A 14,090-nucleotide genomic window follows, 5' to 3' on the forward strand; every position below is an offset into this window, starting at 1 on the left:
CCGGCAACTCTAGACGCTGGCCGTTAACAAGTAGCTATGAAGCCTCCGAACGCGACGACAGGCGCCGCTTTACGCTTTTTTGACACGCCGGTCGTAATGTGCTCGCCGTCACTCAATGACGAGATCAGCCCATGGCGACTGTTGCCCCGATGCTTGGCGATTCAACATCCGTGTCCTGGCGTGAGAAGCTGCGAACGGCCATGGCCACGCTGTGGCCGTCTGTGGTCGTATATAGCGTTCTCCTGGTGGTCGCGATCGCGGCGCTCAAGATCCCGAATGCGAAGGACTATGTTGGTGCCGACAACGATGACGGCATGCGGCTCGTCGAAGTGCGCGATTTCCTGAACGGCCAAGGCTGGTTCGATCTCACGCAGTACCGCATGGGTCTCGGGACCGGCACGGTGATGCATTGGTCGCGGCTGATCGACCTTCCGATCGCCGCGCTGATCAGGCTTTTCGGTGTATTCCTGCCGCAGGAGCGTGCAGAGGCGCTTGCGCTTGCCATCTGGCCGCTCTCTTTGATTGTTCCCAGCCTCTGGGGCATGGGGCTTGCCGGCCGGCGCATCGGCGGCGTGCTCGGGATGCACCTTTGCCTGGCGCTGGCGGCATTCCTGCTGGTCACCAGCAATCGCTTCCTGCCCGGATCGATCGACCATCACAACGCCCAGTTCGCGCTTGTAGCGATCATGACGGCGATGCTGCTTGACGAGGACAACAGGCCACTGAGCTACGCCGTCGCCGCATTTGCGGCGGCACTGGCGATTGCTATCGGTGTGGAGACCATGCCGTTCGTCGCTGCTGGCTGCATTGTGGTTGCACTGGCGTGGGCCTGGGACGGCGAACCGTTCGCACCTGCCGCAAAAGTGTTCGGTCTCACCCTGGCGCTGTCGATCAGCGTCTTCTTCTTCGGCACTGTTCCGCCGCGGCTTTATGCAGCGGTGACCTGCGACAACCTTTCGCTCGGTTACTACAGCCTCTCAGCAATCGGGGGAGGGCTTCTGCTGTTTGCCGCGGCCTTCGCCAGCCGCGCGAGCCGCCTGGTTCGTTTCGCCGCTCTCGCCGGCGTCGGCGCGGCCGTTCTGGTGTCGGTGGTCGTGATCGCGCCGCAGTGCCTGCACAACCCGCTGTCCGATCTCGATCCGATGCTGATCGAACTGTGGCTCGACTATGTCTCGGAGGCGCAATCGATTTTCGGGGCCAACCATCAGGATCCGTACACGATCGGCTTCTTCTACGCGACCGGCCTGTTTGCAATTGCGGTTTGCGTCTTCCGTCTTGTCTATGGCGACCGCGTGCGCCTCCATCTCGTTCTTCTCTTCCTGCTCGCTGTCAGCTGGGGCATCGCGACGGTTCAGATCCGTGGTTCGATGTTCTCCAATTTGCTGGCCGTATTCCCCCTGACGCTGCTGATTGTCGACATGCGTCGGATCTCCAACGGCGACAGCGAGAATGTTGCGGCCGCTTTCTGCTACATCTCGAGCGTCCTCCTGAGCGTTGCAGCCGTTTGGGGTCTGGCGGGCGGGTTTCTCGGCATCCACATGAACAACGAGGCTGCCGAAACGGCGGCGGCAAAAGACAAGCCCTCGTGCTCGTCGCGGGAGACGATTGCGCCCTTGGCCGACCTTCCTCCCGGCCTGGTGGTCGCACCCTCCGACGTGGGCGTATCTATTCTGCGCTTCACCGACAACAGGATTCTCTCCGCTCCCTATCATCGGAACCAGGGAGGCATGCTGACCGAGATGCACATCGGCCTGGCGCCGGCGCAGGACGCGGAAGCCTTTCTGCGTGGTACAGGGGTGAGCGTGCTGGTGTTCTGTGGGGATAATCCGCAGACCAGGCAGATCGCCAAGATCAAGCCGGACGGTCTCTACGCGCAACTCGAGAAGGGAAACGTCCCTGCATATCTGCGGGCCTTGCCAAGACCGGAAGGTTCGCCGGTCCAATTTTTCCGCTACGTGCCGACCGGCTTTTGACAGTCAGAGCAAACCGAGGAAAATCGCGTAGCGGTTTTCCGTCCGGAATTGCATCGGGACCAAGAACCCGAGCAGCGTTGGAGGCTCCCTTTTGCAGGAGCTGCCTAGCAGGCTGTTGAAGAAGTCAGTCGCGTTCGCACACGAAACCGGAATCGTCTCCGTTGTGGACGTAGATGTGTCCGACAAGGCGTCCAGCGGAGCCGAGAGCTGCCCATCCACGGCCACAGACCAGGTCGCTCTCGTCTTGTCCTTCCCATGAGAACTCTGCACAGGCTGATCCATCGCGTGCGCCATAGCGAACATCGAGAAAGCCCTTGAGCGCGACGAATGCGATTTCGCCGTCCGCTGTGCCCTGGAATGTCAGATGCGCCTCTTCGACGAGATCGAGGACGTCGTTGTCCCAGTTGTCCATCTCGACGATGCGCCAACGACCGGCGAAGGCCTTGGCGAAGGTGGAAACTCTCGCCATCAGCCTGTCTCCGTCATGAGCTTCGGCAGCCGCACCAGATTGTAGGCGGCGGCCGCGAAGGTGAACGCCCATCCGACGCGATCGCGCCCGCGGAACTTCGTCTTATCCTGCCCCGCGACGGTTTTGATCCAGCCGAACGCCTCTTCGATGCGCTTGCGGATACGCAAGCTGGCCTTATAGCCGCAATGACGCGTCGTGCGTCCATCAATGGCCGAACGGCGACCGTTGATGTTCTGCGTCACGTGGGGTGTCACCTTCATCGATCGCAAATCTTTGACGAAGTCTTTTGTGTCATATGCTTTGTCGGCACCCAGCGTGATCGCTTGTGGCCGCTCAGCGAAGGGTTCTATCATGGCAAGCGCCGCGACACGTTCGGCATATCCGCTGGCCTCTGTTAGGCAGGCATCGACCAGTAGGCCATGGCGGTTCTCCATCAGCCCATGGCCCATAAAGCACAGCTTGGCCTCCTTGCCTTTGCCTTTCTTATAAAGCCTTGCATCCGGGTCGGTCGTTGAGGCATGCGTCTCGTTGGAACGCCTTTCGCCGTGGAAGTCTGCTTCCGCATTCCGACCGCCGCTATCTGATGGTGGTTCGCCATTATCGCCCCTTGGGCCGTCCTTCGGCTTGAAGCTCTTCATCGACGCCCAGGCCTCGATCAGTGTGCCATCGACAGAGAAATGGTCCGTTGACAGCAGCCGCTTTACCTTGGGCTGGGAAAGGATTGCACCCAGGAACTTCGCAGCGATGTCGCCATCAAGCAACCGGTCGCGGTTCTTCGAAAACACCGAGTGGTCCCAAGCCGGATCGTCAATGCCGATGTCAACAAACCAGCGGAAAAGAAGGTCGTATTCCAGCCGCTCCATTAAAAGCCGTTCAGAACGGATCGAATACAAGGCTTGCAAAAGCATGGCCCGTAGAAGCTTCTCAGGCGCGATCGACGGCCGTCCGATCGGCGAATAAAGCGCCGAAAAATCTCGTTCCAACAAAAGAAGCGCTTCGTTCACGATCTGCCGGATGGCCCGTAAAGGATGATCTTTTCGAACCCGATCCTCAAGATCGACATAGCTGAAGAGTTCGCCTGTCCTCACATCGCCGCCGCGCATCCATCAGCTCCAAATCGCAATACAGCGAGTGAATCATGACCAGAGCCCGGGCGCTAGGGCTTTTTCAACACCCGGCTAGACGAACCGCGCCCTTTCACGAGCGCGCTCGATAGCGTGAATGCCCAGAAGGCATAGCAGCAGGCTCAGATTGTAGGAGCCAATGGCCGTAAAGAGATCAAGCACCGACGTTGCCCCGGATGCGGTCAATGCCGCGCATACGTAGGCCAGGCAGACGAAAAAGCCGACGAGGACCATGGAGAACAACGAGCGCATCGGCGCGGTGGTAAAGCCAAGTGCGGCGGCAGTCAGAGCGATCATCCAGTATCTCCCGAATCACCGGCAGTATAGGTGCGGCAGCTTTGACGAACAATTAACGGGTCCGGCAATCCCCAGCTTCCTGTATGCCCGACGCCGATACAGCAAAACGATATTCCTGCGATTCCGTTCCCATCGTGCGGGGCTGCTCTTTCGGACGGCTTCGGATAAAAGAAGCGCATGAGCAGCATCTTCGAGAATGATTCGCCGAGCAATCTTGCCGAATACTCGGTTTCCGAGCTCTCCGGTTCCATCAAGCGGACCGTCGAGACAGCCTTCGATCAGGTGCGGGTGCGCGGCGAGATTTCCGGCTATCGCGGGCCGCATTCCTCCGGTCACGCTTACTTCGCGTTGAAGGACGATCGCTCGCGTATCGATGCGGTTATCTGGAAGGGAACCTTCTCTAAATTGAAGTTCCGCCCCGAGGAGGGGATGGAGGTGATCGCCACCGGCAAGGTGACGACATTTCCCGGCTCGTCCAAGTATCAGATCGTCATCGAGACGCTCGAGCCCGCCGGTGCAGGCGCGCTGATGGCGCTGATAGAAGAGCGCAAGCGCAGGCTCGGCGCCGAGGGCCTGTTCGATCTCACCCGCAAGCGGCGCCTGCCGTTCATGCCCGAGGTAATCGGCGTCATCACGTCGCCAACCGGCGCCGTCATCCGCGATATTCTGCACCGCATCTCTGACCGCTTCCCTGTTCGTGTAATCGTCTGGCCGGTCAAGGTTCAGGGTGAGGGGTCGGGCGAGGAGGTGGCAAATGCCATCCGCGGTTTCAACGGCTTCGAAGCGGCCGGCCAAATGCCGCGCCCCGACGTCCTGATCGTTGCGCGTGGCGGAGGGAGCCTCGAAGACCTCTGGAGCTTCAACGACGAGCTTGTGGTGCGCGCTGCGGCCGAGAGCGGGATCCCGTTGATTTCGGCCGTCGGACACGAAACCGACTGGACGCTCATCGACTACGCCGCCGACGTGCGTGCGCCGACGCCGACCGGCGCTGCCGAGATGGCCGTTCCGGTCAAGGCGGAATTGGAGGCCCAGATCGCCGGGCTGACGGCTCGTCTTCAGGGCTGCATGAACCGTCATATGGATCATCGCCGGCAGTCGGTGCGCGCCCTGATGCGCGCGCTGCCGTCGCTCGACCAACTCCTGGCGCTGCCGCGGCGCCGCTTCGACGAGGCCGCTGCCGGCCTTGGACGTGGTCTCGAACTCAACACGATCAACAAGCGGCGAAGCTTCGAGAAAACGGCCGCGCATCTGCGGCCGGATGTGCTGTCTAATCGCCTTGCCGAGCGGCGGCGGATGCTGGTCGAGCGCATGACAAGGGTGGAACGAACGGTCGAGCGGCTGATCGACCGGTCGAGATCGCGCGTCGGTCGCGCCGATGCGGTCTTCTCGTCGCTGCCTGCACGGCTGAAGACGCAGACGGCCCGCATGCGCGATCATCTGGCCAATCTTTCGCGCCACGCCGATACTGCTGTCCGACACCAACTGACGCGAGCTCGCGGCGAGCTCGCGTCGCAGGACCGCGTGCTGCAGTCTCTTTCCTACAAGAACGTGCTCAAGCGCGGCTATGCCGTGATCCGCGACGACGAGAACCGTCCGGTATCGCAGGCGGCCATGCTGCCATCGGGCGCGGGCATCTCGATCGAGTTCGCCGATGGTCGCATCGGCGCCATCACGATCGATGGGGGCGAGGCACCCTCCAGTGCCAGGAAGCGGACCGCGAAGCCCTCTGAGCCCGGCACGCCGCCGAAGCAGGGCAGTCTTTTCTAGAGGGGTTGCGGGATGCGCATCTTGATCGTTCTTGCCCATCCGCTCGAAGACAGCTTCGCGGCGGGAGTGGCCGCCACGGCGCAGCAGGTGCTGAGCGCAAAGGGCCATAGCGTCGACCTGCTCGATCTCTATCGCGAGGATTTCGATCCGCGCCTGTCACCGGCCGAGCGCGGGGGCTATTTCGACATTCCCTATGATGTCTCCGGCGTGTCCGGCATCGTCGGGCGGCTGCAGGCTGCCGATGGGTTGGTCCTCGTCTTCCCGCAGTGGTGGTTCAATTTTCCGGCCATCCTGAAAGGCTTCTTCGACCGCGTGCTGGCACCCGGCGTGGCCTTCACGCACGATCTGGCAGGTGGTCGCATTGTGCCGAAGCTGACGAACATCAAGCTGCTCTGGGCGTTGACGACGACGGGTTCCCCCTGGTGGCTTGTCCACCTCTACATGGGCAATCCGGTTCGCCGACTGCTGAAGCGCGGCATTTCGAACTTCTGCGCAAAGCGCCTGAATTTCCGCATGCTCAGCCTGCACGACATGGACAGGGCAACGCCTGAAAAACGGGCGGCGCATCTGGAGCGGGTGCGCAAGGCGCTGAGCACCCTCTGACTATTCAAAGGCCGAGAGAAATCTGCGCAGCAGCGCATCGAGCTCTGCCTTTTCGTCGCCTGTGAGGCTCTGCGTCAAACGCTGCTGATTGGCGACATGGGCGCCCACGGCGTTCTCAACCGTACCGAATCCTTCGTCCGTCAGCGCGATGAGCACACTGCGGCGATCGTCGGGGTTGACGACGCGTTCGACAAAGCCGGCTTTCTCCAGCTGGTCGATGCGGTTTGTCATCGTTCCGGAACTCACCATCGTCATGGCGAGAAGATCGCCGGGCGACAGGCGATAGGGCGCACCGGAGCGTCGGAGCGTCGCAAGCACATCGAACGAGGATGAGGAAAGGCCGTGCTGCCGGAGCACCTGCTCCACCTCGCGGGCCAGATGCGTCGTCAGGCGCTTCAAACGCCCGAGGATGCCCATTGCCTCGGTCTCGAGGTCCGGACGCTCGTGCCGCCATTGCGATAATATCTTGTCGACGCGATCCATATCCTATGTCTCCTGAAGCGGCAGTGATATCAGCAACTATCTTGACGTCAAGATAAATGCGCGTAGACTAAGATTATCTTGATGTAGAGATTGTTGATATGAAGAAAAATCCGACCTATGTCGCCGACGTCCTCGCAACCGCGCTTGCGCCGGCGATCTGGGGAAGCACCTACTTCGTGACGACGTCGTTCCTGCCGCAGGGCTATCCGCTGACCGTCGCCCTGCTGCGAGCACTGCCCGCCGGCTTGTTGCTGCTGGCGATCGTACGAACGCTACCCTTCGGCGTCTGGTGGTTTCGCGCTTTCTTTCTCGGCGCGCTGAACTTCTCGTTCTTCTGGGCGATGCTGTTCGTTTGTGCCTACCGGCTGCCCGGCGGCGTGGCTGCGACGGTCGGCGCCGTCCAGCCGTTGATCGTCATCGTGCTCTCATGCTTGGTTCTCGGGAGACCTATCCGCGCCTTGGCCGTTGCCGCGGGATGTGTCGGAATGGCGGGCGTCGCGTTGCTTGTGCTGACGCCCACTGCAGCACTGGATCCGGTTGGCGTAGCGGCGGGCCTAGCCGGTGCCGTTTCCATGGCGTTCGGCACCGTCCTGACGCGCCGATGGACGCCGCCGGTCTCCAGTCTCACCTTTACGGCATGGCAGCTCACGGCAGGCGGACTGTTGCTTGTGCCGGTCGCCCTTCTTGCCGAGCCGGCCTTGCCGGTTCCGACGGGCGCCAATATTCTGGGCATGACCTATCTCGGCCTGATCGGGGCCGCTGCAACCTATTTGCTGTGGTTCAGGGGGCTCGCCCGCATCGAGCCTTCGGCGGCAGCGTCGCTCGGATTCCTAAGCCCGGTGGTTGCCACCCTGCTTGGGTGGCTGGCGCTTGGCCAAATCCTGACGCCCGCACAGTTTTGCGGTTTCGCAATGGTGTTGGCGAGCGTCTGGCTCAGTCAGCGGACGTTGATGCCTGTCAGGCCCACTCGCCCCAACGCATCACCGGAACCCGCGAGCCGTCCGGCTTGATGCCATCGATATCGACCTTGTCGGAGCCGATCATCCAGTCGATATGGATCAGGCTCGAATTGCCGCCCTGCGCCTTGATCTCTTCCTGGCTGAGGCTTGCCCCGTTGAGGAAGCACTTCGAGTAGCACTGGCCCAGCGCGATATGGCAGGAGGCATTCTCGTCAAACAGCGTGTTGTAGAAGAGGATGCCGCTCGCCGAGATTGGCGACGAATGCGGCACCAGCGCGACTTCGCCAAGCCGGCGCGCACCCTCGTCCGTATCCAGTACCTTGTTCAACACCTCCTCGCCGCGCGAAGCCTTCGCGTCGACAATCAGGCCACCCTCGAAGCGCACCTGGATATTGTCGATCAACGTGCCCTGGTGCGATAGAGGCTTGGTGCTCGAGACATGACCCTCGACGCGCAAAGCATGCGGCGTCGTGAACACCTCTTCGGTCGGGATATTGGGATTGCACGTGATCCCGTTCTTGGCAGTCGAGGCACCGCCGTGCCATTCGTGGCCGTCGGCCAGCCCGATTGTCAGGTCGGTGCCCGGTCCTTGGAAATGCAGGGAGGCGAAGCGCTCGCCGTTCAGCCAGCTGGAGCGCTTTGCAAGGTTGGCGTTATGCTCGGTCCAGGCTGCTATCGGATCGTCGAGATCGACGCGCGACGCGGCAAAGATCGCCTTGGCCAGCTTGGCAACCGCAATCGGTTCCGGATCGTTCGGGAAAACGAGTTTCGCCCACGACGGATTGGGATAGGAGACGATGTTCCAGTTGACGTCGAAATTCGAGATCTTCTCGAGCGCGGGCTTGTAGGCCGCGGAGTTTGCGCGGTTGGCCCGGCCGACTTTCGCCGGATGCTGTTCGGAAAGCAGCATCGGATTGTCGCCGGCAACCGCAAGGCGTGCGGCACCACCCTCGTAGGCTTTTGCCATCCCCTCATAGAGCCAACTCGAGGCGCGGTCGAAGCTCTGGTCGTTGCCGTATTGATAACGTGCGAGGGTCGATTCCTCGTCGGAATAGAAGGCTGTTACCAGCCCCGCACCGGCAATATAGGCATGCTTGGTGATCAGCCGGACGAGAGGAAGGGCGACGACCGGTGCGGTGATGACGAGATCCTGCCCGCTTTTCAGCTGCAGCCCGACCTTGATGGCCACTTCCGCCAGCTTTTCGAGCTTGACGGGATCCACGGAGTTCTGGCCTTGGGGCATATAGTTCATGGTCGATCACCTTCTGAAACAAACGGACAGCCTCGTAGACTTAGACGCCTTTGCGGCGAAAATGAAGCCGTCCATGGTGGGTATTCAGGCTGCTGACGACGACGCCTGTTGCAACAGCGCCGCATCGTGACGCTTCAGGAAGGCCATCAGTCGCTCGGGATAATCCTCCTCAACAGCCGCCCTGACGCTCGGCCGCTCGGCGAGTGCCTTTCGCCATGTTTTCAGCCGTTCGAGCCCGGTAAAGATCCCGCTGTCGCCGATCGTGTCGAACACATCGAAATAGCGGAAGATCGGCGCGTAGACAGCATCCACCAGGCAGAAGTCGCTCCCGGCGAAATAGGGTCCGCTCGCCAGTTCGGCCTCGATCGTTGCAAATCTCGATGCCAGCACAGTCCGCTTGGCGTCGAGTTGCGCCGGATCCTGCGTGGTCTCGTAGACCCAGAGATCCGACAGGATAGACGAGCCGAATTCCATCCAGCCGCGGTGGCGCGCGCGGGTCAGCGGATCTGCCGGATGAAGCCGCGGCCCGTCCCGCGTCTCCTCCAGATACTCGCAGATGACACTGCTCTCAAAGAGGACCTCCTGGCTGCTGTCGCTGCGCCTGATGCGGAGCAGCGGCACTTTGCCAAGCGGGGAAATCTCTAGGAACCAATCCGGCTTTTGCGCGAGGTCGATGTTGATCCGCTGAAACGGGACGGTCTTTTCGAGAAGCGCAATCGCGGCTCTCTGGACGTACGGGCAGAGGTGATGGCTGACCAGCGTCAGCGCTGGCTGGAACATGTCGATGCTGGAAGCGGGCATGGCCTATTCTCCATTATGGATGCAAATGCATATAATAACGCTTGCCTGTAGGATCAAGATAGATGCAGATGCATGTATGGAAAAATTCGCAGACACCTCAAAACCCTCGAACGCCGTAACCGACGCGTGGATCAATCTCATGCGCGCCCAGCAGCGGCTGCTCGGATCGATCGAGTCCGACCTCAACGCAGAGCAGCTGCCGCCGCTGGGCTGGTACGACGTTCTTTGGGAGTTGGTGCGCGCTGAGGCCGGCAGGCTTCGCCCCTTCGAGATCGAGCAGCGGACGCTCCTGGCGCAGTATAATGTGTCGCGCCTGATCGATCGGTTGGAGAGGGAAGGGCTTGTCAGGCGCGAGACCTTCGATCAGGACGGTCGCGGACGGTGGTTGGTTGTCACCGATGCAGGACGGGATCTGCAGAAGCGCATGTGGCAGGTCTATGCCAAAGCCATCGAGCGCCACATCGGCACGAAGCTCGATGAACAAGATGCCCGCACCCTTGCCAGGTTGCTCGCGCGGTTTCTCTGACCTCAGGCGATCAGGGGTGCGGCCACTGCCTTCAAGGCGGTCAACGCAACCTTCGGATCGAGCCTGACCTGCAAGCCCCGCTGGCCGCCATTCAGGTAGACGAGCCGCTCCGCCAGCGCTGTTTCCTCGATCGCTGTTGGCACGGGTTTCTTTTGGCCGAACGGACTGATGCCGCCGACATGGTAGCCGGTCAGGCGCTCGGCGTCCGCCGGTTTCATCATGTTGGCCGATTTCCCGCCAAACGCACTTGCGAGCTTCTTCATGCTGACTTCGCGGTCCGAGGGCACGACGACGCACACCGGCTTGCCGTCGACTTCCGCCATCAGAGTCTTGAGGACGCGATGCGGCTCCTCGCCGAGCGCTTCGGCCGCCTGCAGACCGACGCGCTCGGCATTCGGGTCGTAGTCATAGGTGTGAACGGCAAAGCTGACGCCGGCCTTGGCGAGAACCTGCGTGGCACGGGTGGTCTTCGACATCGGTCACGCCTTGAAGAAACTGTCGTAGCCATCCGACTTGAAGCCGATCATGAGCTTGCCATTCGCCTCGACGACCGGACGCTTGATCATCGATGGCTGTTGCAGCATCAGGGCGATCGCCTTGCCCTCGTCGAGATCGTTTCGGTCGGCCTCCGGCAGCTTGCGAAAGGTGGTGCCGGCGCGATTGAGAACGGTTTCCCACCCGGCTTCCTTCGTCCACACCTGCAAATGCGCCCGGTCGATGCCGACGGCCTTGTAATCATGAAACGTGTAGGCGATACCGTGCTCTTCGAGCCAGCCGCGCGCCTTCTTCATCGTGTCGCAATTTTTGATGCCATAGATCGTGACGGTCACTCAATCCTCCAGCGTTCCGGCCTTGCGTTCCGCCTTGCTTGCAGTCTTGCAGGCGATCTTCATCAGGTCCGTGCGGCGGCGCACGAGGCGCTCGGAGCTGCGCGTGATGATCAGACCCGCCTGCGGTGCGCGGACCTCGGCGGTGCCGTCTGCCATACCGGGACGGGTGATCAGTGTCGCCAACAGATCGCCTTCGGCGACGTGTTCGCCAATATTGCGGTGGAAGAGGACGGTGCCTGCCTCCGGCGCACGGATCATCTCGACATTGTCGAGCGCCACTGCCGGGCCGCTGAACTGTGCCAGTGCGACGGGGATATCGATTGCACCGCGGTTTGCGAGGAACCGAAACAGTCCCTCGGCATCCTTCTTCGCCAGATCGGAATAGACGTCGCGACGGCCGCGAAGCTCGACCGTCACCGACAGCTTGCCCGGCAGCTGCGATGCCTTTTCGCCAGCTTTCTCGTGTTTCCAGGCGAAGGCGACCGCCTCTTCGAAGGCCGAGCTCTCGCCGTCGGAGAGAAGAACGGCCTCCATGTCCATGGCCGATGCCAGATCGGATGCCTGCGGCCAGAACGCGTCGTCGATATAGGCATACTGCAGCGATTCGTCATCGCAGTGCAGGTCGATGACAAGGTCGCAGCCGAGCGCCATGTGCAGCAGCTGCCGCTTCAGTTTTTCGACGGCTGCGAAGCGATCCAGGTTCTCGACGAGCCCATTGCGATCACTGACCGAAATCAGCGGGAATTCCCGATTGAAATTGGTGCGCGATCCGAGATCGAACCGGCCCTGAAGTTCACCGAAATGCGATTGTGCAGCACCGATCGGATTGGCATGCGGCACGACGATGATGTCGCTCCGGATCTGTCCCGCACTTTCCGCCTGGCGCAATCCTTCGCATAGGAAGTGGACAAGAACGGTGCCCGGCAGTTCGTTCGCGTGGAGCGCCGCCTGGATGTAGATCTTCGGCGCCTTGGGATCGCTGCCCTTGAAGCGGAGAACGGGGAGACGCCATTCGATACCGGCGGTGTCACCCGCAATAATGATCTCTGAAGTATTCATAGCTCTCCCTGCCGTCACGTCATTGCCGCAGGAGCTTTAAGCAACTTACGCTGTCTGAGGCAAGCCGTTATGCTCGAGCCTGCAGCGGCCAGCGGCCGATATGGTCGCAGGCACCATCGCTCGCGCGATTGCGGATCAGAACGAACTCCCGCGCCACAATTGTTACCCGTGCACATACATCTGCCGCAGCAACTCGCGGCCTCAGTTCCCGGCGAGTGCGATACCCTTGCGCGGCGGCGTCCCGACCGCTGCGACGTGATCGAACGGCAGCTCGAACCGGCAGGTGTCGATTGCGTTCCGCTGCCCTGCAAGCAGCGGAAATGACCTCGTCCGAAATTCTCGTGCTGTGATCGACGTTGTAAAGGGTTCCAGGAAGGAGCTCTGGCGGGCGCGGCGAACCGAACGGAAGATAGGACTGCTGCGGCAGCCATGCCTGCATATTAAGGCATTGGTCGAGCGCCCGCTGTTCCCGGCAAAACGGCAAAAAACAGGTTCTCTTTGCCAAATCTTGACGATTGCGAGTCATTGTCGGCAAAGCGAAGTCGAAGGACGATTGCGTGTTCTGTTCGTGCATGACCATCTACCGGAGCATTTGCCCCGCCTCTCGTTCCTCAGGGGATGAGTGGATGGTAGCACCCGATGATCGAAAGACAAGAACAAAAGAAGAACATTTAACCATGTCGGTCTCCGTCAGCGGACTTTTGTCATGCGTATTCTGATGGCGTGCGCCGCGTTTCCGCCGTTCATCGACGGCGGTGGTCCGATTTCGGCGATGATGGTGGCCAAGCTGCTGCTTGCGGATGGGCACGATCTGGAAGTCGTCAACGTTTCGGGCGAAGACAAGCACGAGATTTACGACGGCGTTCCCGTGCGCCGACTGCGGACTCTCAATATCGACTGGAACTACCGCCTGCCGCGGCCGCCGTGGAAGAAGCTCCTCTGGCACGCACTGGAGAATTTCAATCCAAGGGCATTTGTCGTGATGCGGCGCGAGATACGCCGGTTCAAACCTGACATCGTGCTCACCGACAGCATCGAGAATATCAACGTCGCCACCTGGGCTGCGGCGAGAAGCTGTGGCGTGCCGGTCTGCCATATCGTGCGCAGTGCGTTCCTTATCTGCTGGAAGGCCAGCATGCGGCGCGGCAACGACAACTGCGTGCGCGCCTGTTCGTCGTGTCAGGTGTCGTCCTGCGGCAAGAAATTCTTCTCGCGCTACGTCGATGCGGTGATCGGCGAGACGGATTTCATCATCGGTCGCCACCTCGAGCATGGCTATTTCCCGAACGCCAGCAGCCACAAGGTGCCGGGCGCCATTCCGACCGTCGTGCGCCGCGAGCCCCGATCGCCGCCTTCGGGGCAGATGCGTTTCGGCTTCATCGGCGTTCATGATCCGGTCAAGGGTCTTGATACCCTGGCGCTCGCCGCCCACCGCCTCGTCAACAATCCGACAGTCGCCTTCGTCATCGCCGGCAATGCCAAGAGCGATTACGCGAAATCGTTGCCGCAGAAGTTTCCAAAGGAAAATACTCGGTTTCTCGGCTGGACGAAACCGGAGGATTTCTTCTCGCAGATCGATGTCCTCGTCGTTCCTTCTCTCTTCCGCGAGCCGTTCGGTCGGGTGGTGATCGAAGCCTTCTCGCAGGGCGTGCCCGTCATCGGTGCCCGCTCCGGCGGCATACCGGAATCGATCGATCCGGGCGTCGACGGTTTTCTGTTCGATGCGGGCGACGAGGTCGCACTGGCAAGGCAGATTGCCGATATGGCCGTGTCACGGGAGGCGATCCCAGCACTGTCGCGTGCTGCACTTGATGCGGCTAGACGCTATGAGCCGCAAAAGATAGCCGCTGGCTTCAACGCCGTCTTTGCCGGGCTGAGACCCGAAAAGGCGGAGACCTCGGGGGAGGAAACACCCTCGCTTGAGGCGCGCGGCTAGGGCGGAGGAAA

The 14,090-nt window shown here is 61.2% G+C and carries 15 protein-coding genes; 6 read left to right on the top strand and 9 right to left on the bottom strand.

Features of this window, described 5'->3' with window-relative positions; translation table 11 throughout:
* Positions 1-131 precede the first annotated feature (131 nt).
* Positions 132-1,973 (top strand): hypothetical protein, encoded by a 1,842-nt coding sequence (locus tag AC1D2R_RS01140; protein WP_477963934.1) that lies wholly within the window; start codon positions 132-134, stop codon positions 1,971-1,973.
* A gap of 124 nt (positions 1,974-2,097) precedes the next feature.
* Here AC1D2R_RS01140 and AC1D2R_RS01145 read toward each other — a convergent pair whose 3' ends face one another.
* The 3 genes from AC1D2R_RS01145 to AC1D2R_RS01155 all read right to left on the bottom strand — a co-directional run bounded on the left by AC1D2R_RS01145 (position 2,098) and on the right by AC1D2R_RS01155 (position 3,863).
* Positions 2,098-2,442 (bottom strand): hypothetical protein, encoded by a 345-nt coding sequence (locus tag AC1D2R_RS01145; RefSeq protein ID WP_477963936.1) that lies wholly within the window; start codon positions 2,440-2,442, stop codon positions 2,098-2,100.
* Entirely contained in the window at positions 2,442-3,545 is a 1,104-nt protein-coding gene (locus AC1D2R_RS01150; protein ID WP_477963938.1) for an IS5 family transposase, read from the bottom strand. The genes AC1D2R_RS01145 and AC1D2R_RS01150 overlap by 1 nt, the downstream gene beginning before the upstream one ends.
* 75 nt (positions 3,546-3,620) lie before the next feature.
* On the bottom strand, positions 3,621-3,863 hold the full coding sequence (locus tag AC1D2R_RS01155) for a hypothetical protein (protein WP_477963940.1): 243 nt from the start codon (positions 3,861-3,863) through the stop codon (positions 3,621-3,623).
* Between the two features lie 177 nt (positions 3,864-4,040).
* On the opposite strand from AC1D2R_RS01155, the gene xseA reads away from it, so the two are divergent.
* Both xseA and AC1D2R_RS01165 read left to right on the top strand, forming a co-directional pair.
* The gene (gene xseA, locus AC1D2R_RS01160; protein ID WP_477963942.1) at positions 4,041-5,630 is read left to right on the top strand and encodes an exodeoxyribonuclease VII large subunit; all 1,590 of its coding nucleotides are present in this window, start codon (positions 4,041-4,043) and stop codon (positions 5,628-5,630) included.
* A gap of 12 nt (positions 5,631-5,642) precedes the next feature.
* Positions 5,643-6,233 (top strand): NAD(P)H-dependent oxidoreductase, encoded by a 591-nt coding sequence (locus AC1D2R_RS01165; RefSeq protein WP_477963944.1) that lies wholly within the window; start codon positions 5,643-5,645, stop codon positions 6,231-6,233.
* Here the strand turns inward: AC1D2R_RS01165 and AC1D2R_RS01170 are convergent, their stop codons facing one another.
* Positions 6,234-6,716 (bottom strand): MarR family winged helix-turn-helix transcriptional regulator, encoded by a 483-nt coding sequence (locus AC1D2R_RS01170; protein WP_477963946.1) that lies wholly within the window; start codon positions 6,714-6,716, stop codon positions 6,234-6,236.
* Between the two features lie 98 nt (positions 6,717-6,814).
* On the opposite strand from AC1D2R_RS01170, the gene AC1D2R_RS01175 reads away from it, so the two are divergent.
* Complete coding sequence (locus AC1D2R_RS01175; RefSeq protein WP_477963948.1) at positions 6,815-7,726, top strand: EamA family transporter; 912 nt, start codon at positions 6,815-6,817, stop codon at positions 7,724-7,726.
* Here the strand turns inward: AC1D2R_RS01175 and AC1D2R_RS01180 are convergent.
* Positions 7,674-8,927, bottom strand: a complete 1,254-nt coding sequence (locus AC1D2R_RS01180) for an aminopeptidase (protein WP_477963950.1) — start codon at positions 8,925-8,927, stop codon at positions 7,674-7,676. The genes AC1D2R_RS01175 and AC1D2R_RS01180 overlap by 53 nt on opposite strands.
* 84 nt (positions 8,928-9,011) lie before the next feature.
* Positions 9,012-9,728: a glutathione S-transferase family protein gene (locus tag AC1D2R_RS01185; RefSeq protein WP_477963952.1), complete on the bottom strand. Its 717-nt coding sequence runs from the start codon at positions 9,726-9,728 to the stop codon at positions 9,012-9,014.
* A gap of 19 nt (positions 9,729-9,747) precedes the next feature.
* Between AC1D2R_RS01185 and AC1D2R_RS01190 the strand changes: the two genes are divergently transcribed.
* Entirely contained in the window at positions 9,748-10,254 is a 507-nt protein-coding gene (locus AC1D2R_RS01190) for a MarR family winged helix-turn-helix transcriptional regulator (RefSeq protein WP_477964613.1), read from the top strand.
* Positions 10,255-10,256: 2 nt separating this feature from the next.
* Here the strand turns inward: AC1D2R_RS01190 and ybaK are convergent, their stop codons facing one another.
* From ybaK to AC1D2R_RS01205, 3 genes are read right to left on the bottom strand one after another with little or no spacing between them, the layout of a single operon-like run.
* Entirely contained in the window at positions 10,257-10,730 is a 474-nt protein-coding gene (gene ybaK, locus AC1D2R_RS01195; RefSeq protein WP_477963954.1) for a Cys-tRNA(Pro) deacylase, read from the bottom strand.
* A gap of 3 nt (positions 10,731-10,733) precedes the next feature.
* Entirely contained in the window at positions 10,734-11,084 is a 351-nt protein-coding gene (locus AC1D2R_RS01200; protein ID WP_477963956.1) for an ArsC family reductase, read from the bottom strand.
* Positions 11,085-12,143 carry a M14 family zinc carboxypeptidase gene (locus AC1D2R_RS01205; RefSeq protein ID WP_477963958.1) on the bottom strand — a complete coding sequence of 353 codons (1,059 nt, stop codon included), beginning with the start codon at positions 12,141-12,143 and terminating at the stop codon, positions 11,085-11,087.
* Between the two features lie 706 nt (positions 12,144-12,849).
* Here AC1D2R_RS01205 and AC1D2R_RS01210 point away from each other — a divergent pair.
* Positions 12,850-14,079 carry a glycosyltransferase gene (locus AC1D2R_RS01210; protein WP_477963960.1) on the top strand — a complete coding sequence of 410 codons (1,230 nt, stop codon included), beginning with the start codon at positions 12,850-12,852 and terminating at the stop codon, positions 14,077-14,079.
* The last annotated feature ends 11 nt before the right edge of the window (positions 14,080-14,090 follow it).

Source organism: Rhizobium sp. P1_C7, from assembly GCF_056406295.1.